Annotated in this window: 20 protein-coding genes and 1 other annotated feature; all 20 genes read right to left on the bottom strand. The window is 45.7% G+C overall.

Going from position 1 to position 20,898, the window contains the following annotated elements:
* Window positions 1-21: 21 nt before the first annotated feature.
* Window positions 22-492: a 30S ribosomal protein S7 gene (gene rpsG, locus BLP92_RS09440; RefSeq protein WP_090842699.1), complete on the bottom strand. Its 471-nt coding sequence runs from the start codon at window positions 490-492 to the stop codon at window positions 22-24.
* Between the two features lie 46 nt (window positions 493-538).
* Complete coding sequence (gene rpsL, locus BLP92_RS09445; protein WP_090842700.1) at window positions 539-952, bottom strand: 30S ribosomal protein S12; 414 nt, start codon at window positions 950-952, stop codon at window positions 539-541.
* A gap of 112 nt (window positions 953-1,064) precedes the next feature.
* On the bottom strand, window positions 1,065-1,313 hold the full coding sequence (locus BLP92_RS09450; protein WP_090842701.1) for a 50S ribosomal protein L7ae-like protein: 249 nt from the start codon (window positions 1,311-1,313) through the stop codon (window positions 1,065-1,067).
* Window positions 1,314-1,466: 153 nt separating this feature from the next.
* On the bottom strand, window positions 1,467-5,081 hold the full coding sequence (gene rpoC, locus BLP92_RS09455; protein WP_090842702.1) for a DNA-directed RNA polymerase subunit beta': 3,615 nt from the start codon (window positions 5,079-5,081) through the stop codon (window positions 1,467-1,469).
* A gap of 36 nt (window positions 5,082-5,117) precedes the next feature.
* Window positions 5,118-8,663 carry a DNA-directed RNA polymerase subunit beta gene (gene rpoB / locus BLP92_RS09460; protein WP_090842703.1) on the bottom strand — a complete coding sequence of 1,182 codons (3,546 nt, stop codon included), beginning with the start codon at window positions 8,661-8,663 and terminating at the stop codon, window positions 5,118-5,120.
* 372 nt (window positions 8,664-9,035) lie between these two features.
* Window positions 9,036-9,638: a class I SAM-dependent methyltransferase gene (locus BLP92_RS09465; RefSeq protein WP_090842704.1), complete on the bottom strand. Its 603-nt coding sequence runs from the start codon at window positions 9,636-9,638 to the stop codon at window positions 9,036-9,038.
* Window positions 9,639-10,562: 924 nt separating this feature from the next.
* A complete protein-coding gene (gene rplL / locus BLP92_RS09470) occupies window positions 10,563-10,922 on the bottom strand; it encodes a 50S ribosomal protein L7/L12 (protein WP_090842705.1) in 360 nt (119 codons plus the stop codon).
* A gap of 57 nt (window positions 10,923-10,979) precedes the next feature.
* On the bottom strand, window positions 10,980-11,480 hold the full coding sequence (gene rplJ / locus BLP92_RS09475; RefSeq protein WP_090842706.1) for a 50S ribosomal protein L10: 501 nt from the start codon (window positions 11,478-11,480) through the stop codon (window positions 10,980-10,982).
* 44 nt (window positions 11,481-11,524) lie between these two features.
* Window positions 11,525-11,675, bottom strand: a sequence feature (ribosomal protein L10 leader region).
* A 44-nt stretch (window positions 11,676-11,719) separates the two neighbouring features.
* Window positions 11,720-12,409, bottom strand: coding sequence for a 50S ribosomal protein L1 (gene rplA / locus BLP92_RS09480; RefSeq protein ID WP_090842707.1), 690 nt, complete (start codon window positions 12,407-12,409; stop codon window positions 11,720-11,722).
* A 124-nt stretch (window positions 12,410-12,533) separates the two neighbouring features.
* A complete protein-coding gene (gene rplK, locus BLP92_RS09485; protein ID WP_139148941.1) occupies window positions 12,534-12,959 on the bottom strand; it encodes a 50S ribosomal protein L11 in 426 nt (141 codons plus the stop codon).
* A 176-nt stretch (window positions 12,960-13,135) separates the two neighbouring features.
* A complete protein-coding gene (gene nusG, locus BLP92_RS09490; protein ID WP_090842708.1) occupies window positions 13,136-13,669 on the bottom strand; it encodes a transcription termination/antitermination protein NusG in 534 nt (177 codons plus the stop codon).
* Window positions 13,670-13,730: 61 nt separating this feature from the next.
* Complete coding sequence (secE, locus tag BLP92_RS09495; protein ID WP_090842709.1) at window positions 13,731-13,934, bottom strand: preprotein translocase subunit SecE; 204 nt, start codon at window positions 13,932-13,934, stop codon at window positions 13,731-13,733.
* Between the two features lie 21 nt (window positions 13,935-13,955).
* Complete coding sequence (gene rpmG / locus BLP92_RS09500; RefSeq protein ID WP_090842710.1) at window positions 13,956-14,099, bottom strand: 50S ribosomal protein L33; 144 nt, start codon at window positions 14,097-14,099, stop codon at window positions 13,956-13,958.
* Between the two features lie 161 nt (window positions 14,100-14,260).
* Window positions 14,261-14,890 carry an RNA polymerase sporulation sigma factor SigH gene (sigH, locus tag BLP92_RS09505; protein WP_425284444.1) on the bottom strand — a complete coding sequence of 210 codons (630 nt, stop codon included), beginning with the start codon at window positions 14,888-14,890 and terminating at the stop codon, window positions 14,261-14,263.
* A 149-nt stretch (window positions 14,891-15,039) separates the two neighbouring features.
* A complete protein-coding gene (locus tag BLP92_RS09510) occupies window positions 15,040-15,552 on the bottom strand; it encodes an NYN domain-containing protein (protein ID WP_090842712.1) in 513 nt (170 codons plus the stop codon).
* Between the two features lie 3 nt (window positions 15,553-15,555).
* The gene (gene rlmB / locus BLP92_RS09515) at window positions 15,556-16,311 is read right to left on the bottom strand and encodes a 23S rRNA (guanosine(2251)-2'-O)-methyltransferase RlmB (protein WP_090842713.1); all 756 of its coding nucleotides are present in this window, start codon (window positions 16,309-16,311) and stop codon (window positions 15,556-15,558) included.
* Between the two features lie 3 nt (window positions 16,312-16,314).
* Complete coding sequence (locus BLP92_RS09520) at window positions 16,315-16,728, bottom strand: Mini-ribonuclease 3 (protein WP_090842714.1); 414 nt, start codon at window positions 16,726-16,728, stop codon at window positions 16,315-16,317.
* Window positions 16,729-16,731: 3 nt separating this feature from the next.
* Window positions 16,732-18,132 carry a cysteine--tRNA ligase gene (gene cysS / locus BLP92_RS09525; protein ID WP_090842715.1) on the bottom strand — a complete coding sequence of 467 codons (1,401 nt, stop codon included), beginning with the start codon at window positions 18,130-18,132 and terminating at the stop codon, window positions 16,732-16,734.
* Between the two features lie 8 nt (window positions 18,133-18,140).
* Window positions 18,141-18,815 carry a serine O-acetyltransferase gene (gene cysE, locus BLP92_RS09530; RefSeq protein ID WP_090842735.1) on the bottom strand — a complete coding sequence of 225 codons (675 nt, stop codon included), beginning with the start codon at window positions 18,813-18,815 and terminating at the stop codon, window positions 18,141-18,143.
* A 283-nt stretch (window positions 18,816-19,098) separates the two neighbouring features.
* Window positions 19,099-20,559: a glutamate--tRNA ligase gene (gene gltX, locus BLP92_RS09535; RefSeq protein WP_090842716.1), complete on the bottom strand. Its 1,461-nt coding sequence runs from the start codon at window positions 20,557-20,559 to the stop codon at window positions 19,099-19,101.
* Window positions 20,560-20,898: the final 339 nt, after the last annotated feature.

Raw genomic sequence — 20,898 nt, forward strand, 5'->3', positions numbered from 1 at the left:
AAGAATGGCATGCAAACAGGCCTACCAGCGGTAATGAGCAAATGCTTTATTCGCTTCTGCCATTTTGTGCGTTTCTTCACGCTTTTTCACTGCTGCACCTGTGTTGTTTGCTGCATCCATGATTTCATTCGCTAGACGCTCTTCCATCGTTTTTTCTCCACGTAGACGAGCATAGCTTACGAGCCAGCGAAGTCCGAGAGTCGTACGACGCTCTGGTTTAACTTCGATCGGCACCTGATAGTTTGCACCACCGACACGGCGTGCTTTTACCTCAAGTACTGGCATGATATTTTTAAGTGCTTCTTCAAATACTTCCTGCGGGTCCTTGCCGGAACGTTCGCGTACAAGGTCGAAAGCTGCATAAAGAGACTTTTGTGCAACACCTTTCTTACCGTCGATCATGATACGGTTGATCAGGCGAGTCACTAGTTTTGACTTATAAATAGGGTCTGCTAATACATCGCGGCGTGGTACTGGTCCTTTACGAGGCATATAGGTCCCTCCTTTCAATCATAGTAAGACTGCGGAAACAGTCAATTTATTTCTTAGGTTTTTTCGCACCGTACTTAGAACGGCTCTGCATACGGCCTTCAACTGCTGCTGTATCAAGTGCTCCACGAACAACGTGGTAACGCACACCCGGTAAGTCTTTTACACGGCCTCCGCGGATAAGCACTACACTGTGCTCCTGCAGATTGTGTCCGATACCAGGGATATACGCGTTCACTTCGATCTGGTTAGTCAAGCGTACACGAGCATACTTACGAAGAGCCGAGTTCGGCTTCTTAGGAGTCATTGTTCCTACACGAGTACATACACCACGCTTCTGTGGAGATGCTTCGTCCGTCTGACGCTTCTTGTAGCTGTTATAACCTTTATTCAAAGCTGGTGAGTCGGACTTTTTGCCTTTTGACTTACGTCCATCACGTACTAACTGATTAATAGTTGGCATTGAATGTTTCCTCCCTTCCTGATTAAAATGCAAGCCCACTGGTCCAGGTGGTTCACAAATGGGTAAAAGGAAAGTCTTTGCTGTTTACAGCGTAAATCAGCAAAAACTTTTTTTACTTTTTAATTGCTACAATTGCTGCGTTCACGTCAATTCCACAAGCTTTTCCAAGCTTTTTCATTGAATCTACATAATCGACTGGGACAGAGGTTGTCTCTGCTGCCGTGAGTACCTTTGTAAGCACTTCTTGATCTGCATCTTCCGCAACAATCAGCTCTCTTACCTGATCACTTTCCAGTGCTTTTAACGTTTGCTTCGTGCCGACAACTTTTTCTGACGCCTGTGCTACTTTTTCATAAGACATTTGTATCCTCCAAAGTATCAGGTATTTGGCACACTTAGATATAGTATCACCAGCATACAGGAGTGTCAACACTTTTCCGCAAAGGAATTTTGTCCTTCGTTTGATAAGTGGCAGACACCTAGAGAGAAGCGGGAGAAATTCTCCCGCTTTCTGCTATTCTATTTCCTGTGCCGTTACTTCTTCCATTGTGCTTTCTTCTGACTCTTCTTTATCTATATGCTTCATTTGACGGTAGCGCTGCATACCAGTTCCTGCCGGTACGAGCTTACCGATAATTACATTTTCCTTCAGGCCGACAAGCTCATCACGCTTTCCTTTGATAGCCGCATCTGTAAGGACACGCGTCGTTTCCTGGAAGGAAGCTGCTGACAGGAAGGAATCTGTTTCAAGCGATGCTTTTGTGATACCGAGAAGTACCGGAAGACCCGTTGCCGGACGACCGTTCTTCAGCAGGATGTCACGGTTTACATCGTTGAACTGATGAATTTCAATCAGTGAGCCAGGCAGTACAGAAGTGTCACCCGCATCGATAACGCGTACTTTGCGCATCATCTGACGGACCATTACTTCCACGTGCTTGTCTCCGATTTCCACCCCTTGCATACGGTATACCTTCTGTACTTCGCGGAGCAGATATTCCTGCACGCCCTGTACACCGGATACTTTCAGCAGTTCTTTCGGATCGATGGAACCTTCTGTAAGCTCCTGACCCGGAAGTACTTTTTCATCTACAGTTACTTTCAGGCGGGAACCAAAGAGTGTTGGATACGTACGTGTTTCGATTGCATTCTGCACGACGATTTCTTTCTTATCTCCTGCATCCTTGATTTCCGTAATTGTTCCTTCAATTTCAGAGATAATTGCAAGACCTTTCGGATTACGGGCCTCTACAACCTCCTGAATACGAGGAAGACCCTGCGTGATGTCATCCCCTGCTACACCACCTGTGTGGAAGGTACGCATTGTAAGCTGTGTACCCGGCTCACCGATAGACTGGGCAGCGATAATACCTACTGCTTCACCCACTTCTACTTCGGCACCTGTTGCCAGGTTGCGTCCGTAACATTTCTTACATGCACCATGCTTCGTATCACACGTGAATACAGAGCGGATAAGCACTTTTTCGATACCGGAATCTTCAATCACTTTCGCCATATCTTCCGTAATATCTTCATTACGTCCTACAATAAGGTCCCCTGATTCAGGGTGATAGATATTCTGGAAAGTTACCCGGCCGACAAGACGGTCGTACAGGCTCTCGATTACTTCGGCACCTTCCGTGATTGCCTTCACTTCAAGGCCTCGGTCTGTACCGCAGTCCGTTTCACGGATAATAACATCCTGGGCTACATCCACAAGACGGCGTGTCAGGTAACCTGAGTCAGCTGTCTTCAGTGCGGTATCGGCAAGACCTTTACGCGCACCGTGTGTGGAAATAAAGTACTCAAGTACTGTCAGTCCTTCACGGAAACTCGATTTGATCGGAAGCTCGATAATACGTCCGGACGGATTCGCCATCAGTCCACGCATACCGGCAAGCTGTGTAAAGTTAGAAGCGTTACCTCGGGCTCCGGAATCACTCATCATAAAGATAGGGTTCGTTTTTTCGAGTGTACCAAGAAGCTTTTCCTGGATAACGTCTTTTGCTTTACTCCAGACTTCAATAACTTTATCGTAACGCTCTTCTTCGGTAATAAGACCGCGTCGGAACTGCTTCGAGATTTTTGAAACTTTCTCGTCTGCATCATCAAGAATGTCCTGCTTATCCTTCAGTACCACGATATCGGATACCCCGATCGTAATACCTGCTTTTGTAGAATAATGGAATCCAAGATCCTTCATTTTATCCAGCATTACAGACGTTTCAGAGATTTTAAACTTCTTAAAGACTTCTGCAATGATGTCTCCAAGGAATCCTTTTTTAAACGGTGCTACAAGCTCCCGTTCCTTAATAGCTTCTCTGATATCTGTGGTGCTCGGCACAAAATATTTTTCCGGTGTTTCAATTTCCAGGTTATCACTCGTCGGCTCATTCACATATGGGAATGATTTCGGCAGAATCTCGTTAAAGATTACCTTACCTACGGTAGTTACCAGCAGATGGTCCTTGAACTCATCACGGAAGTTTTCTTTATCAATCGATTTCACCGGCAGTGCGATTCTTGAATGAAGATGCGCATAACCGTTCTTATAAGCAGTTAATACTTCGTTTGGATCATTGTACGTGCTTCCTTCACCGATCGCGCCTTCTCTTTCCAGCGTCAGGTAGTAGTTACCTAATACCATGTCCTGGGAAGGAGTTACTACCGGCTTCCCGTCTTTCGGGTTCAGGATGTTCTGTGCTGCAAGCATTAACAGGCGGGATTCTGCCTGCGCTTCTGCAGAAAGCGGTACGTGTACTGCCATCTGGTCACCGTCAAAGTCTGCGTTATAAGCAGTACATACGAGCGGATGAAGCTTGATTGCGCGGCCCTCTACAAGGGTAGGTTCGAACGCCTGGATACCGAGACGGTGAAGTGTAGGTGCACGGTTCAGCAGTACCGGATGCTCGCGGATTACTTCCTCAAGTACATCCCATACTTCCGGATTGACACGTTCCACTTTTCGTTTCGCACTTTTAATATTGTGGGCAAGACCTTTGCTGACAAGCTCTTTCATTACAAAAGGTTTGAACAGCTCAAGCGCCATTTCCTTCGGAAGTCCGCACTGATACATCTGCAGGTTCGGACCTACTACGATTACAGAACGTCCGGAGTAGTCTACTCGTTTACCGAGAAGATTCTGACGGAAACGTCCCTGCTTCCCTTTCAGCATGTGGGAAAGAGATTTCAGCGGACGGTTACCCGGACCTGTAACAGGACGTCCACGGCGGCCGTTATCGATCAGTGCATCTACAGCTTCCTGCAGCATACGCTTCTCGTTCTGTACGATGATGCTTGGAGCACCAAGGTCCAGCAGGCGCTTCAGACGATTGTTACGGTTAATAACGCGGCGGTAAAGGTCGTTCAGGTCAGACGTAGCGAAACGTCCTCCATCCAGCTGCACCATCGGACGCAGTTCCGGAGGAATGACAGGAAGAACATCTAATACCATCCAGTCCGGATCGTTATCAGAATGGCGGAATGCTTCGATTACTTCCAGGCGCTTAATCGCACGTGTGCGGCGCTGCCCCTGTGCTGTTTCGAGCTCTTCTTTCAGTGACGTTGCTTCTTTATCAAGGTCGATATCTTCCAGCAGCTTACGGATAGCTTCTGCACCCATTTCCGCATTGAACGTGCGGCCGTATTTTTCACGGTAGCTGCGGTATTCCTTCTCAGAAAGAAGCTGCTTTACTTCAAGCGGTGTGTCGCCGGTATCTGTTACTACATAAGAAGCAAAGTAAATAACTTCTTCCAGAGACCGTGGAGACATATCAAGTACAAGACCCATACGGCTCGGAATCCCTTTAAAGTACCAGATGTGGGAGACAGGAGCAGCAAGTTCAATGTGCCCCATGCGCTCCCGGCGAACTTTTGCACGTGTTACTTCTACGCCGCAGCGATCACATACAACGCCTTTATAGCGTACACGCTTATACTTGCCACAGTGACATTCCCAGTCTTTCGTCGGACCGAAGATACGCTCACAGAAGAGACCGTCTTTCTCCGGCTTCAACGTTCTATAGTTAATCGTTTCCGGCTTCTTTACTTCTCCGCGTGACCAAGAGCGGATTTTGTCAGATGAAGCGAGTCCGATTTTCATATACTCAAAATTATTTACATCTATCAAGGGGTCAACCTCCCTTTCAGCATTCGAATTCACCGTTTACGCGTTCGATTCTCCGCCTGATTCAAGATTCAAGTTAAGCTTGTCGTTTGCCTGATCTTCTTCTTCATCAATTTCAAGCATGTCGATTTCCTCATCGTTGCTGGACAGCATTTTCACGTCCATGCCAAGGCTCTGCAGCTCTTTAATTAATACTTTGAAGGATTCAGGTACGCCTGGTTCCGGTACATTTTCACCTTTTACAATTGCTTCATACGTTTTCACACGGCCGATTGTATCATCGGATTTCACTGTAAGGATTTCCTGCAGTGTATAAGCAGCACCGTAAGCTTCCAGTGCCCATACTTCCATCTCACCAAAGCGCTGGCCACCGAACTGTGCTTTACCACCAAGCGGCTGCTGCGTTACAAGAGAGTAAGGACCAGTAGAACGAGCGTGAAGCTTGTCGTCTACCATGTGTGCAAGTTTAATCATATACATTACGCCGACAGATACCCGGCTGTCGAATGGTTCACCGCTGCGCCCGTCGTATAGAACGGTTTTACCGTCGCGGGCCATGCCTGCTTCTTCAATCGTGCTCCAGACATCTTCCTCGTTCGCTCCGTCAAATACCGGCGTTGCAATGTGCATATTCAGCTGTCGTGCAGCCATACCCATGTGCAGCTCCAGCACCTGGCCGATGTTCATACGGGAAGGTACACCAAGCGGGTTCAACATGATGTCAATCGGAGTTCCGTCCGGCAGATAAGGCATATCCTCTTCCGGAAGAATTTTCGAGATAACACCTTTGTTTCCGTGACGTCCGGCCATCTTATCCCCTTCATGAATCTTACGCTTCTGCACGATATATACACGTACAAGCTGATTCACACCAGGAGGCAGTTCGTCCCCGTCTTCTCTGTTGAAGATCTTAACGTCAAGTACGATACCGTCTCCGCCGTGTGGTGCGCGAAGAGAAGTGTCACGTACTTCCCGTGCTTTTTCACCGAAAATTGCATGAAGGAGACGTTCTTCTGCTGTAAGTTCGGTAACCCCTTTAGGCGTTACTTTACCAACGAGAATATCGCCGTCCTTTACTTCTGCACCGACACGGATAATTCCGCGTTCGTCGAGGTTGCGGAGTGCATCGTCGCCGACGTTTGGAATATCACGCGTAATTTCTTCAGGTCCAAGCTTTGTATCACGTGCTTCTGATTCGTATTCTTCAATGTGAATCGAAGTGTATACATCGTCTTTTACAAGACGTTCACTTAAAATGATTGCATCCTCGTAGTTGTAGCCGTCCCATGTCATGAAACCTACAAGTACGTTCTGGCCAAGGGCCATTTCCCCTTTTTCCATGGAAGAACCGTCTGCAAGGATTTCTCCTTTTTCCACAACCATGCCTTCTGAAACAATAGGACGCTGGTTGTAAACAGTTCCCTGGTTCGAACGCTCAAACTTCATGAGATTATAACGCTTCACGTCGCCTTCTGTTTCACGGCCGTCCACTGTTTTAATTTCACGGATGTCTACGAACTTTGCAGTTACCTTTTCTACGCGTCCAGGGTTTGCTGCTACGACTGCAGCTCCGGAGTCCTTCGCGTTTACATACTCCATGCCTGTTCCGACAAGTGGAGAATGCGGTTCTAACAGAGGCACTGCCTGACGCTGCATGTTCGCACCCATCAGAGCACGGTTCGAGTCATCATTCTCTAAGAAAGGAATACACGCCGTTGCAGCTGATACTACCTGCTTCGGAGAAACGTCCATATAGTCTACGCGGTCGCGGGCAACGATAATGTTTTCCCCGCGGAAACGGCAGATAATATTTTCATCAATAAAGTGACCTTCATCATCCAGCTTCGCATTTGCCTGTGCTACTACGTAGTTATCTTCTTCGTCCGCTGTGAGATAGTCCACTTCACGGGTCACAAGACTCTTATCGTGGTCTACACGGCGGTAAGGCGACTCAATAAACCCGAATGGATTTACTTTTGCAAAAGAAGACAGCGAGTTAATCAGCCCGATGTTCGGTCCTTCCGGTGTTTCAATCGGACACATACGGCCATAGTGGGAATAGTGAACGTCACGCACTTCAAAGCCGGCGCGCTCACGTGTTAAACCACCAGGTCCAAGCGCAGAAAGACGACGCTTGTGAGTAAGCTCTGCAAGCGGGTTTGTCTGGTCCATGAACTGGGAAAGCTGAGAGCTTCCGAAAAACTCTTTAATCGATGCAATAACAGGACGAATGTTGATCAGTGCCTGCGGCGTGATCATGTTCGCATCCTGAATAGACATACGTTCCCGCACAACACGTTCCATACGGGAAAGCCCGATACGGAATTGATTCTGCAGAAGTTCCCCTACGGAACGAAGACGACGGTTACCAAGGTGGTCGATGTCATCTGTCTGTCCTGCACCGTGAAGCAGATTAAAGAAGTAGCTGATGGAAGAAATAATGTCTGCCGGCGTAATATTTTTGATATTTGTATCAATACCGCCATTCGCAATAATTTTCACCGGCATATCTTCATCGCCCGGCTTCTGCGAATAGATCATTACTGTCTGCAGATCTACATCCTCATCATCGATTACTCCGCCCTGCAGGTTATAACGATCGAAACCAAGACCATTTTCAAAGTAAGGAATCAATTTATCCAGCACGCGGCGGTCAATTACTGTACCTTCTTCAGCCAGAATTTCACCTGTTTCAGAATCTACAAGTGTTTCTGCAAGACGCTGATTGAAGAGACGGTTTTTGATGTGAAGCTTTTTATTCATCTTATAACGTCCCACGTTCGCAAGGTCATAACGCTTTGGATCGAAGAAACGTGAGTCAATTAAACTTTTTGCACTATCTACAGTTGGCGGTTCTCCGGGACGGAGGCGTTCATAAATCTCCAGAAGCGCCTTTTCCGAGCCATCTGTATTATCTTTCTCCAGTGTGTTGCGTAAATACTCATCTTCTCCTAAGAGATCAATGATTTCTTGATCAGAGCCGAATCCAAGTGCACGTAAAAGAACGGTAGCCGGAATCTTACGTGTACGGTCGATTCGTACATAGACGACGTCTTTCGCATCTGTTTCAAGCTCTAACCAGGCTCCCCGGTTCGGGATTACGGTAGCTGTGTAGCCGCGCTTTCCATTTTTGTCGAGCTTCGAGTTAAAATACACACTCGGAGAACGGACAAGCTGGGAAACGATTACACGTTCCGCACCGTTAATAACGAATGTACCTGTATCTGTCATAAGCGGGAAATCACCCATGAATACTTCCTGTTCTTTTACTTCGCCTGTTTCCTTGTTAATCAGACGAACTTTGACACGAAGCGGTGCAGAGTACGTTACGTCGCGCTCTTTCGATTCGTCTACGGGATACTTAGGCTCCCCTAAACTGTAATCGACAAACTCCAATACGAGATTTCCAGTGAAATCCTCGATTGGCGAGATGTCCTGGAACATCTCCTGAATACCTTCATCAAGAAACCATTGATAAGAAGCTGTTTGAATTTCAATCAAATTCGGTAAATCCAGAACTTCATTGATCCGCGCATAACTTCTTCTCTGGCGGTGGCGTCCATACTGAACTAGTTGACCTGTCAACTCATTCACCCCTCAAACCTAACGTTTTTATCATCAAAAGGCGGTTAAGCCTTTGATTGATAGCATAAATTACCTTACTTCTTGCAATTGTGGAATGTGTCTTTGAAACGATCTCGTCGTCATGTCGCTGCGGAGATAATAAAATGTAGAAAGATAACGGTGTAGTAATTCTGGAAATAAAGAAAAAAGGGTACTAAAGTCTTTTCCATGCTTCCATGTAGAAGACATCAATAGTTAATTTAACTTCACCCTTTTTTCTGCAGCTTGCTCTATTCAAATCGATTGACACTTTTTTGACGACGTAAAGAGCATAAGAACCCTATTTTCATATTCATACGCATTAAATAACGTTAACACACTGCAGTCATCGAGTCAATATTTTTTTGCTCCGAAAATAAAATAGCCTTTTTTCTTTGCTTTCGTCTCTACTTCAAAGCCGAGATCTTCCAGTTTCTGCAGAGTGGAAGGCGCTCCCTGCTTCTTTTGAATCACTACAGTCAGCTCTCCGCCGGATTTCAACGCTTCGTAAGCCTGCTCATACAGCCGGAAGACCGTAGCTTTTCCTGCACGGATCGGCGGGTTCGTGACCACCGCTGCGAGAGACTCCGGCTTCTGCCCATCCAGCAGATCCTGCTCGTAAACTTCTGTGTTTTTTATTTTGTTATGTTTTGCATTTTCTGCAGTCAGTTCAATGGAACGTTCATTTACATCGACAAGATGTACCATCCGTTCAGGATAAAGAGAAGCGATAGTTAAGCCGAGCGGTCCCCATCCGCAGCCTACATCCAGGATAATGCCGGGTGCTTCCGGCTCTGTAAAGTTTTCGAGCAGCAGCCTGGAACCGAAATCAAGGCCGCGCTTGGAAAATACTCCGGTATCGACAATGTAGGCAAGCTTAATCCCTCTGACTTCTTCATGAATCGTTTCGCGCCGGCTTGCGGACGACGGTTTTTTTGAATAATAATGATCAGACACGGTCGCATGCCCCTTTCTTTAATAAAGCCTGGATTATAACTGACTCAGCTTTTTATATGCTGCTCCACTTTCGGCGAAGGCTTACTTGAGGGCTTCTCTTCAACTAATTTTTCCGAAGCTCTGCTTCTTCAAAATGGATTCTCAGACTGCACTGCTCCAGCGTCTTCGCCTTCGTTACGCAGCAGTAATAGTTTTCTTTATTTATAGTGTGTTTTTCTTGTTACATAAAACAAAATTTCATGAGTCTTAGTAGTAAGTTTATTTCCGAATGATGAATTGATCCGCATTCCAGGCGGAAGCTTTCCGCAGAGTTTGCCCTCAACTCATTCTTTTCATATATGAACTTCTTTTGAGTTTTCGCCTTTTGTTTCAAGCATTCATTTCTACTCATAGAGGATTGACTAGTTACCTTTCAACTCTCGCCTTGTCACCTGACAGAAGGATTTGATTTCGAAATTACACTCTTCTTTCTAATTCATTTTTCAAAAGAGTAAGGTGATTCAAATATTCTTAAATATAGAAGTTTTGAGATTTTTTATTTAAGATTGTTTCTGAGATCATTCAACCAAAAAGACTTAAGTCACTTCTAGAAACACTCTAAAATATTTTGTGAATCAAAGCCCAGCCTTCAAGTACATGATATTTTATAGAAGCAGAGGCTTTGAATATGAATAGAAAGAAACATTTTCAAAATAGCCAGGAAATGCCTGCAGCTGGCAAAGCGCAGGGATGCGACTCCCGGAGGATCAGCGCAGTTGGAGAATCCATTTTGCCGGAGCGAAGCGCAGGCAAAATTAGTCGAGAACAAGCCCTCGGGAAAGCGTCATCCTGAAAGCGGAGCCGCCAATACCAAACACCCCATATTGGGTAAAAAAAGAACCCGCTTTGGAATAAATCCTCAGCGAGCTCTTCATATAATTAAAATTACTTAAGAGTAATTTTAGCACCAGCTTCTTCAAGCTTAGCCTGGATTTCTTCAGCATCTGCTTTCTCGATGCCTTCCTTCACTGCAGATGGAGCGCCATCAACAAGTGCTTTTGCTTCTTTAAGTCCAAGACCAGTGATTTCACGAACAGCTTTGATAACACCGATTTTAGAAGATCCAGCATCTTCAAGAATTACGTCAAATTCAGACTGCTCTTCTTCCGCTGCTCCGCCGCCGCCAGCTACTGCTACCTGTGCTGCTGCTGATACACCAAACTCTTCTTCAATTGCTTTTACAAGGTCGTTAAGCTCAAGTACGGACATTTCTTTTACCGCATCGAGAATCTCTTGATTCGTCATGATTAAATTCCTCCTGTGAAATTATAATTTTATTAAGCTGCCAAGCTGATATTCAGCTTACGCGCTTTCTTCTTCTTTCTTGTCTGCCACTGCTTTGATTCCAATTGCAAGTCCTTGAATAGGTGCTTGAAGTACGTTTGCAAGCATACCAAGAAGACCTTCGCGTGATGGAAGTTCTGCCAGTGCTTTCACTTCTTCAAGGGATACTACTTTCCCTTCAATGATCCCTGCTTTCAGTTCTAATGCTTCGTGCTCCTTTGCGAAGTTGTTAAGAACTTTCGCTGGAGTTACCACGTCGTCATATCCGAAAGCGATTGCTGTAGGACCAACCAGCTCCTGGTCGATTTCCGTAAGTTCCGCTTCTGCTGTCGCACGGCGGACCATAGAGTTTTTGTAAACTTTGAAATCGATACCTTGTTCACGAAGCTGCTTACGAAGTTCAGTTACTTCAGAAACGTCGAGTCCACGGTAGTCGACAACAATCGTCGATTGGCTTTCTTTCAGCTTCTTTGTAATTTCATTTACAACTTCGCGCTTTCTTTCGATCACTTTGCTCATATGTTGACACCTCCTATACGTTAAGTTGCTCATACCGCGCTTCCTGAGCCATAAAAAAGCCTCCACTTCCATAGTAGACGTGGAGGCAGGCTGTATATTCTCCGCCGAAAAGGCGAAGAGCATTCCGCTGCAAACCTCGGCAGGATAATTAAGCCCGGGGGCCCCTGCTGTCTACGGTATGATCTATTTAATTCACAACTAACAGTATAACCCGCCTTTTCAGGCAAAGTCAACTACAGTTAAAATTCGTTTGTGTTAATTTTTACGCCAGGTCCCATTGTAGCCGCAATAGATACATTACGGATATAAGTTCCCTTTGCTGCTGCAGGCTTCGCTTTTACAAGCACATCCATCATCGCACGGAAGTTTTCTTCCAGCTGATTTTCGCTGAAGGAAGCTTTCCCAAGCGGAACATGGATATTACCAGTTTTATCAGCACGGTATTCTACTTTACCTGCTTTGATTTCTTCCACAGCTTTTGTTACATCAAATGTAACAGTGCCTGTTTTCGGGTTTGGCATAAGACCTTTAGGTCCTAGTACACGGCCGAGTTTACCAACCTGTGCCATCATGTCCGGAGTAGCAACGACTACGTCGAAGTCCATCCATCCCTGGCTTACGCGGTTAATAAGGTCTTCTTCCCCTACAACGTCAGCGCCTGCTGCTTCTGCTTCTTTTGCTTTTTCACCTTTAGCGAAAACAATTACACTTTGCGTTTTACCAGTTCCGTGTGGAAGAACAACTGCGCCGCGGATCTGCTGATCTGCTTTCTTCGGATCAATTCCAAGGCGGGCAGCCATTTCTACTGTCTCGTCAAAGTTTGCTGTAGCTGTCTGCTTTACAACGTTTACTGCATCCTGAATGCCGTAAGCTTTTTCACGGTCTACGAGCTTCAGTGCATCTTCATACTTTTTGCTATTCTTAGCCAATGTCATTTCCTCCTTATTGTGGTTTTAGCGGTTAAACCTCCCACTAATAAAGGTTGCGAACCCGAATGACTCAGGTAGGAACTTGTCCTTTACTCGCAACCTTTTGGACCTTCTTCAGGTCTGTTTAGCCTTCGATAGTGATTCCCATGCTGCGGGCTGTACCTTCAACCATGCGCATAGCTGCATCTACATCAGCTGCGTTTAGATCCGGCATTTTAGTTTCAGCGATTTCACGTACTTGATCACGCTTTACCGTAGCAACTTTCTTGTTGTTCGGCTCCCCGGAACCGGATTCGATTCCTGCAGCTTTCAATAATAGAACAGCTGCTGGCGGAGTTTTCGTAATGAATGTAAATGAACGGTCTTCAAAAACCGTAATCTCAACTGGAATAATTAGACCAGCCTGCTCTTGCGTCTGAGCGTTGAATTCTTTACAGAATCCCATGATATTAATCCCCGCTTGACCCAATGCTGGACCGACTGGCGGTGCTGGGTTTGCTTTACCAGCTGGAATTTGCAGTTTTACAACTTTAATTACCTTCTTTGCCACGCGACACACCTCCTTAAGTCCGTGATGTGGTATAACCGAGCCATTGCTTTTGCTCTCCCACTCAAAAAAACCTGCGCAATTCGCAGGAAAAACGTGAACAGTATGTCCACGTCCCATAGCAACATTCAAATTCTATCACTTCAACACTCTCTTGACAAGGTGTTTTCGTAATGAATTTAGATTTTTTCTACTTGATTAAAATCCAATTCGACCGGAGTTTCCCGTCCGAACATGTTTACGTGGACTTTCAGCTTCTGCTTTTCTGCAGAAATATCTTCAATTGTACCGATGAAATCAGCAAAAGGACCTTCTTTTACTTTTACAGATTCCTTCAGGTCGAAATCAACTTCCTGCCTTGGTGCTTCCACACCCATTTTCTTCAGCACATCTTCTGCCTCTTCCGGAAGCAGCGCTGTTGGTTTCGATCCTGCGCCTGATGAGCCGACAAAACCGGTTACTCCCGGTGTATTGCGGACAACGTACCAGGAATCGTCAGTCATGACCATTTCCACGATAACGTAGCCAGGGAAAACTTTTTTTGTCACCTGCTTGCTCTTTCCGTTCTTTACTTCTGTTTCTTCTTCCACAGGAACGAGCACGCGGAAAATTTTGTCGACCATGTTCATTGACTCTACTCGTCTTTCCAGGTTCATCTTCACTTTGTTTTCATATCCGGAATACGTGTGTACTACATACCAGTTTTTATCCATAAAAATCAGGGGATCCCTGTTTTCCCTCCTCGTGTGTTGCTTTTAGAATGAATTTCTTTATTTAATTTGTGATCAATTGCAGCAGCGACGAGATGATAAAGTCAGAGATTGCAAAGAATATAGCGATAAAAGTTACAGTAGCTACCACTACTCCCGTATACTTTTTCAGTTCCTTGCCGTTCGGCCAGGTGACCCGCTTCATTTCTGTGACTACTTCCTTCAGAAATTTAATCGGATTTTTCGTGCTCTTTGTACTTTCAGCCATTCATGTACACCTCCCGTACTCTTACTTTGTTTCTGCATGCGTCGTATGTGCAGCACATGTCTTACAGTATTTTTTCATCTGCAGCCGTTCCTGACTGCCGGCAGATGGTTTGGTCGTCCAATAATTGCGATTTTGACAGCGTTGACAGGCGAGAGCAATTTTCATAAGCTGTCTCCCCCCTCCTTACACGATACTTCTAATACATACTAACTGAACTTATCACAGAAAAAGCCGTCGTGTCAATGCTTCATCCGAGGAGCAGTCTTCGCTTGAAAAAAACACCTCCTGGAGATTTCTCTCGCCCCAGCAGGTGTTCTGCATAATATTTATGAAAGCTTTACTTCTCTTAGTTCAACGTAGCGCTCGAGCTTTCTCTTCACACGCTGCAGTGCATTGTCGATCGACTTTACGTGCCTTTTTAAGTCTTCAGACATTTCCTGGTAGGATCTTCCGTCCAGGTACTGCATCAGCACTTCGCGTTCCAGTTCGCTGAGCATTTCTCCCATTTTCAGTTCAATATCTGCAAATTCTTCCTGGTTGATAAGAAGCTGTTCCGGGTTGTTGACGCCCGTTGTGCATAATACATCTAAAAGTGTCCGGTCCGAGTCTTCATCATATATCGGCTTATCCAAAGAAACATAAGAGTTGAGCGGGATATGTTTTTGTCTTGTTGCAGTTTTTATTGCGGTAATGATCTGCCGGGTAATACACAGCTCCGCGAAAGCACGAAAAGAAGACAGCTTATCTTCCTGAAAATCACGTACTGCTTTGTAAAGCCCGATCATGCCTTCCTGCACAATATCTTCGTGATCTGCGCCAATCAGAAAATATGACCTGGCTTTTGCGCGCACAAAATTCTTATACTTATATATTAAGTATTCCAAGGCTCCGCTGTCGCCTTCGCGCACATAGCTGACCATCGTTTCATCATCAATATCACGATATTTTTCTTGCACACCCGCTTGTATGAGATTTACAGCCACCGCAATCCCTCCGACCTGTCTTTTCCACTAAGACGGTTTTGCTCTACTTTCACCCTCTATATATAATTTAACTCCCTATATTAAAAACAGTATACTAGATAAAATTGGAAAGCGTCAAGGTGTTACCGCTTACCTCTGCGCCACTTTTCAAAAAGTTCTGCCATTTCATCAGAAATAGGCAGTTTTGTTTTTACTTTCGTTTTTTTTGTGCGTGCGACTTCTACGCTGATGCCTTTTTCGATCTGCTCCATCTCCGTCCGGAGCTCCCGCGCTGACTTGCGGTAGGCACCGCTGGCGAAAATCACCCGCTGTTCGACAAAGTCGGAAGTAGCAACGTAAATCTGCCGGTCGATCCGCTTCGTTTCGTTTACCAGTTTTTCTATCCGCTCATCCGCGGTTTCTTTTTCTTTCGTATATACAATGTTGATTTCGTACTGGTGATAATTTTTACCGGTTCCGGAAACCATATGGGCATCGAAGATAACCGTTACTTCAATGCCCGTGTATGCCTGATATTCTGCCATCTTTTCGATCAGCCTGTCTCTCGCTTCTGCCAGGTCTTTTTCCTGCAGTGCTTTCAGTTCCGGCCAGTCTCCAATAATATTATAACCATCTACGAACAACAGGCCTTTCATTTGTCAGGCCTCCCCGAGCGGATGGCGCTGCCGGTACACTTCATACATTAACAGGCTGGCAGCGACCGACGCGTTCAGGGAAGTGACGTTTCCAAGCAGCGGAATACGGACAAGAAAATCGCATTTTTCTTTGACCAGCCGGCTGATTCCTTTTCCTTCGCTGCCGATGACAAGTCCGATCGGCATATCCAGGTCAGCCTGCCGGTAATCCTGCTTGCCCGCTGCATCCGTTCCTGCGAACCAGAGTCCCTGCTTCTTTAGTTCTTCCATCGTTTTGGAAATATTCGTCACTCTTGCTACCGGTACATATTCAATTGCTCCCGCAGAGGCTTTTGCCACCGTGGCAGTTAAATTTACAGAGCGCCGCTTCGGAATAATTACCCCATGTGCGCCGGAAGCATCTGCTGTCCGGAGGATAGAGCCGAGATTGTGCGGGTCTTCCAGTTCATCCAGAATTAAAAAGAACGGTGCTTCTCCTTTTTCAGCTGCTCTGGCAAATAGATCCTCTATTTCTGCGTAATCAAACGCTGCAATATATGCCAGCACCCCCTGATGGGATTGGTTTCCGCCGGTAATTTGATCCAGCTTCTGCTTTGGCACATGCTGAATCTGTACCTTCTGTTCATTCGCGAGCTTCATGACTGCAGGCATCTGCCCTTTCTTCATGCCTTCCGCAACCAGCACCTTATGCACCGTACGGTCTCCTTTTAACGCTTCTATGACAGGGTTTTTTCCTACAACATAATCTTCTACCTTCATATATTACCCCTCCTTTCCTTCAATAATATCGAAAGAGAGCTGAACGATTTCATCCAGCCGTTCTTCCTGTTCCATTAAATACAAATATCCAATTAAGGCTTCAAATGCGGTGCTGTCCTGATACGTGGCACGGTCTGTGTTTTTCGGGATCGTCCCGGACTTCGCATTTCTTCCTCTTCGCACTACCGCGCTTTCTTCCTCGGTTAATACGTTTTTTTCCTGCAGCTGCTTGAGCAGCCTGGACTGGGATTTCGCAGAGACATACTTTGTCGCTTCCCGGTGAAGCTTATTCGGACGCACCCCGCCTTTTGCGATAAGACGAAAGCGTACATATGTTTCAAATACTCCGTCACCCATATATGCGAGAGCAAGTCCATTAATTTGTGCAGGCTCACTGACTTTTTCATGCAGTCTCATATACTACCCTCTCTTCCAGCGCGTGCCCTGCGGTGTATCCTCAAGCAGAATATTTTTCTCCTTCAGTTCCTCCCGGATGTCGTCCGCCCGCTGGAAGTTTCTTTCTTTTCTCGCTTCAATCCGCTCTTCAATTAAAGCTTCCACTTCTTCATCCAGCAGTTCTTCTTTTGTTTCCAGGTTCATCCCGAGGACAAAGCCCATATCGTCAAATTGCTTTAAAAATGCTCGAAGCACTTCTTCATTCGTATGATTTTCTGATAAATAAATGTTTGCCTGCTTCACAAGGTCAAAAATTACCGCTGCTGCATTGGCGCTGTTAAAGTCATCATCCATTCCTTCCACAAACCGGACGCGGTGTTCTTCAATCAGCTTCAGCCATTTCTCCGGCTGTGTGCCAAGATCTGCCGTTTCTTCTGTACGCAGCTTTAAATTCTGGTACGTTGTTTTGATTCGCTCCAGACTGCTCTGCGCGCTGCTCAGCTGCTCATCACTGAAATTGATCGGACTGCGGTAATGTGCATTTACGATAAAAAAGCGCACTACTTCCGGATCAAACTCTTTAATGATGTCATGCACAAGAATAAAATTTCCGAGTGATTTCGACATTTTTTCGTTATCAATATTAATGTATCCGTTATGGATCCAATAATTAGCCATCTGCTTTTCATTTAACGCTTCTGACTGCGCAATTTCATTTTCGTGATGCGGGAAAGACAGATCCTGTCCGCCGGCATGAATATCAATCGTGTCTCCAAGATATTTTTTTACCATCGCGGAGCATTCAATATGCCAGCCGGGACGGCCTTCTCCCCATGGGCTTTCCCAGGATATTTCGCCGGGTTTAGCAGTTTTCCAGAGTACGAAGTCGAGCGGATCCTCTTTTCGGTCTCCTACTTCCACCCGTGACCCGGCCTGCAGATCATCTATCGATTGATGGGAAAGCTTCCCGTAGCCATCGAATCTCCGCGTGCGGAAATATACGTCTCCCTGCGATTCATAGGCGTAGCCTTTTTGCACAAGCTGATCGATAAAATCGATAATTTCCGGCATGGATTCTGTAACCCGCGGATGGAGATCAGCCTTTTGCACGCCAAGTGCTGCCGTATCCTGATGATATGCTTCAATAAAGCGTTCGGCAATTTCCATTACCCCTTCGCCCATTTCTTCTGCTGCTTTAATAATTTTGTCATCTACATCTGTAAAGTTGGAAATATACTTTACTTCGTAGCCGCGGTACTGAAAATACCGGCGGACCATGTCAAAAACTACTGCAGGTCTCGCATTTCCTATATGAATGTAGTTATATACGGTAGGACCGCAGACATACATTTTCACTTTACCTTCTTCTATCGGACGAAACGGTTCTTTTTGTCTGGTTAATGTATTATAGAGTTGAATTGTCATGGAGACAATCACACCTTTCCTTTCTCTTCTTCCGGATGATTGATTTCTTTTTGCTTTAATTCTCTTACTTCTTTTTTCAGGCGGATCATTTCTTTTTCCAGCTGCCGGAATTTATCCGCTACCGGGTCAGGAAGATTGATGTGGTCCAGATCATCCCGGATTTTCACCCCGTCCTGCACTACAATTCTGCCGGGAATGCCGACCACTGTAGAGTTTGGAGGCACTTCTTTTAAGACTACTGAGCCTGCGCCAATTCTGGAGTGCTTCCCGATCCTCATCGAACCGAGCACTTTCGCTCCGGAAGCCACGAGCACATGATCTTCCAGTGTAGGATGGCGCTTCCCTTTTTCTTTCCCTGTCCCTCCGAGCGTCACACCTTGGAAAATCGTGACATCATTGCCGATTTCACAGGTTTCTCCTATTACAACACCCATTCCGTGATCAATAAACAGCCGCTGTCCGATCTGCGCACCCGGATGGATTTCTATTCCTGTGAAAAATCTGCTTACCTGGGAAAGGAACCGGGCAATAAAGTATATCTTTTTCTTCCACAGCCAGTGGGAAATGCGGTGTGCCCAGATAGCGTGAACACCAGAGTAAGTAAGTATCACTTCGAACCTGTTTCTTGCAGCAGGATCCTGTTCCAGTACTACGTCAACATCATTTTTAAACGTTTGAAACACCGTTCTGCCTCCTCTCTCAGCCCGCTCTTTTCCATAGAAAAAAACGCCTCTGTGCCCAATAAGCACAGAGACGCTTTTCAGCGCGGTTCCACTCTGTTTGAAGACGCTGCACGTCTCCCCCTCTTCTTCCAGCAAACCATTTTAATCATTCGGGTGCATTTCCAAACACAGGTTTAAATCACTTCCAGCTGATGTGATTCTCTCTGGGAAAACCAGTGCTTGTACTTCGTCCGAGAAACGGTTCTTCCTATTTAGTTCAGCAGTGCATCTTTATTTCCTTAAATTATTTGGCGATCAGCTGATCGAGCCTCTTAATTACAACATCTTTTCCTAATAAAATAATTGTTTTTGGCAAGTCAGGCCCGTGCATCTGTCCTGTTACTGCCACTCGTACCGGCATAAACAATTTTTTCCCCTTATGGCCTGTTTCTTTCTGAACTTCTTTTAAGCTCTTTTTAATATCTTCCGGCTCCCATGTATCCAGCGCATACAGCTTTTCGCGGAAAGAAGCCATGACTTCGGGCACCTGTTCTTCATCCAAGATTGCCTGTGCCTCTTCATTATAATCCAACTGCTCCCGGAAGAACAACTCTGTAAGCTCTACAATCTGCGCACCGTAGCTCATTTTTTCCTGATGCAGCACGATCAGATCATACGCCCACTGCCGCTGTTTTTCCGTCATGTTTTCTGGCAGGCGACCTGCTTTTTTCAAATGCGGAAGAGCAAGCCATACAACGCGGTCTTCATCTGCTTCTTTCATGTACTGGTTGTTCATCCATTCCAGCTTCTGCGTATCGAATACAGCAGGGTGCTTAATAACGCGGTCGAGGCGGAATTGTTCTTCCAGCTCTTTCAGCGAAAGGATCTCCTGTTCGCCGCCCGGAGACCAGCCGAGAAGTGCAATGAAGTTCACGATTGCTTCCGGAAGGTACCCAAGTTCTCTGTACTGCTCGACAAATTGAATAATCGATTCATCCCGCTTGCTCATTTTTTTGTGATCTGCATTTAAAATAAGAGAAGCATGACCAAATACCGGCGTTTCAAAACCGAGTGCTTCATAAAGAAGTACCTGCACCGGTGTATTCGAAAGATGCTCTTCCCCGCGGATAACGTGGCTGATTTTCATTAAGTGGTCATCAATAGTCACGGCAAAGTTATACGTAGGAATACCGTCCTGGCGAACAATCACAAAGTCACCAATTCCATTGGAGTCAAACGTTACTTCTCCGCGGACTTCATCCTGTACTTTAATCTGCTGATCTTTCGGTACAAGAAAGCGGATGACCGGTTTCAGTCCTTTTGCTTCATACGCCTGCTTTTCTTCCTCTGTCAAATAGCGGTCGCGTCCACTGTACATCGGAGTTTCTCCCCGGGCACGCTGTTCTTCCCGCTCCTTTTCCAGTTCTTCTGTTGTCATATAGTCATGGTAGGCTTTGCCTTCTGCAAGCAGCTGATCCACGTATTTCCGGTAGATGTCGAGACGGTCCATGCTTTTATACGGTCCGTATTCTCCGCCTTTATCGACACTCTCATCCCAGTCGAGACCGAGCCATTTCAGGCTTTCCATTAATTTTTCCGTCGCTGTGTCCACGTTGCGGGACTGGTCGGTATCTTCTATTCTTACAATAAATTTTCCGTTGTTATGTCTTGCAAACAGATAGTTAAATAATGCGGAACGTGCACCGCCGATGTGCAGATGTCCTGTAGGACTTGGTGCAAAACGTACGCGGATTTCTTTACTCATAGTGACACCCTTCCTCTTCGTTCAGTCTTTTTCCATTCTATCATTCCCGGAGCCCTGCTTGAACCTTTTTTATTTGAAGTAACCGTTTTTACCTTGCTTTGACTGCGGCATCGTTTTTTCCTGAGAGTGGTTAAAGAAGCAATACAGCTTTTTTCAAAAAGCTACCTTGAAAATAAAAGTTCCGCTAAAAAGAAGTAATCATACTGCTTCACTTTCGGAGAGGCTTGCCCAAGGGCTTGTTCTCGACTAATTTTGGCGGAAAGAACGTCCGCCAAAATGGATTCTCCAACTGCGCTAGTCCTTTGGGCGTCCTCTCCTTCGTTACACAGCAGTATTAAT

Source organism: Alkalicoccus daliensis (assembly GCF_900103955.1).
In the GTDB taxonomy this organism is placed as follows: Bacteria; Bacillota; Bacilli; order Bacillales; family Salisediminibacteriaceae; genus Alkalicoccus; species Alkalicoccus daliensis.

What these genes read in the sequence shown, in the direction of transcription:
- rpsG (WP_090842699.1), bottom strand. Translation starts at nt 492, where the DNA reads ATGCCTCGTAAAGGACCAGTACCACGCCGCGATGTATTAGCAGACCCT.
- rpsL (WP_090842700.1), bottom strand. Translation starts at nt 952, where the DNA reads ATGCCAACTATTAATCAGTTAGTACGTGATGGACGTAAGTCAAAAGGC.
- BLP92_RS09450 (WP_090842701.1), bottom strand. Translation starts at nt 1,313, where the DNA reads ATGTCTTATGAAAAAGTAGCACAGGCGTCAGAAAAAGTTGTCGGCACG.
- rplL (WP_090842705.1), bottom strand. Translation starts at nt 10,922, where the DNA reads ATGACGAATCAAGAGATTCTCGATGCGGTAAAAGAAATGTCCGTACTT.
- rplJ (WP_090842706.1), bottom strand. Translation starts at nt 11,480, where the DNA reads ATGAGCAAAGTGATCGAAAGAAAGCGCGAAGTTGTAAATGAAATTACA.
- nusG (WP_090842708.1), bottom strand. Translation starts at nt 13,669, where the DNA reads ATGGATAAAAACTGGTATGTAGTACACACGTATTCCGGATATGAAAAC.
- secE (WP_090842709.1), bottom strand. Translation starts at nt 13,934, where the DNA reads ATGGCTGAAAGTACAAAGAGCACGAAAAATCCGATTAAATTTCTGAAG.
- rpmG (WP_090842710.1), bottom strand. Translation starts at nt 14,099, where the DNA reads ATGAAAATTGCTCTCGCCTGTCAACGCTGTCAAAATCGCAATTATTGG.
- BLP92_RS09510 (WP_090842712.1), bottom strand. Translation starts at nt 15,552, where the DNA reads ATGAAAGGCCTGTTGTTCGTAGATGGTTATAATATTATTGGAGACTGG.
- rlmB (WP_090842713.1), bottom strand. Translation starts at nt 16,311, where the DNA reads ATGAAGGTAGAAGATTATGTTGTAGGAAAAAACCCTGTCATAGAAGCG.
- BLP92_RS09520 (WP_090842714.1), bottom strand. Translation starts at nt 16,728, where the DNA reads ATGAGACTGCATGAAAAAGTCAGTGAGCCTGCACAAATTAATGGACTT.
- cysS (WP_090842715.1), bottom strand. Translation starts at nt 18,132, where the DNA reads ATGACAATTCAACTCTATAATACATTAACCAGACAAAAAGAACCGTTT.
- gltX (WP_090842716.1), bottom strand. Translation starts at nt 20,559, where the DNA reads ATGAGTAAAGAAATCCGCGTACGTTTTGCACCAAGTCCTACAGGACAT.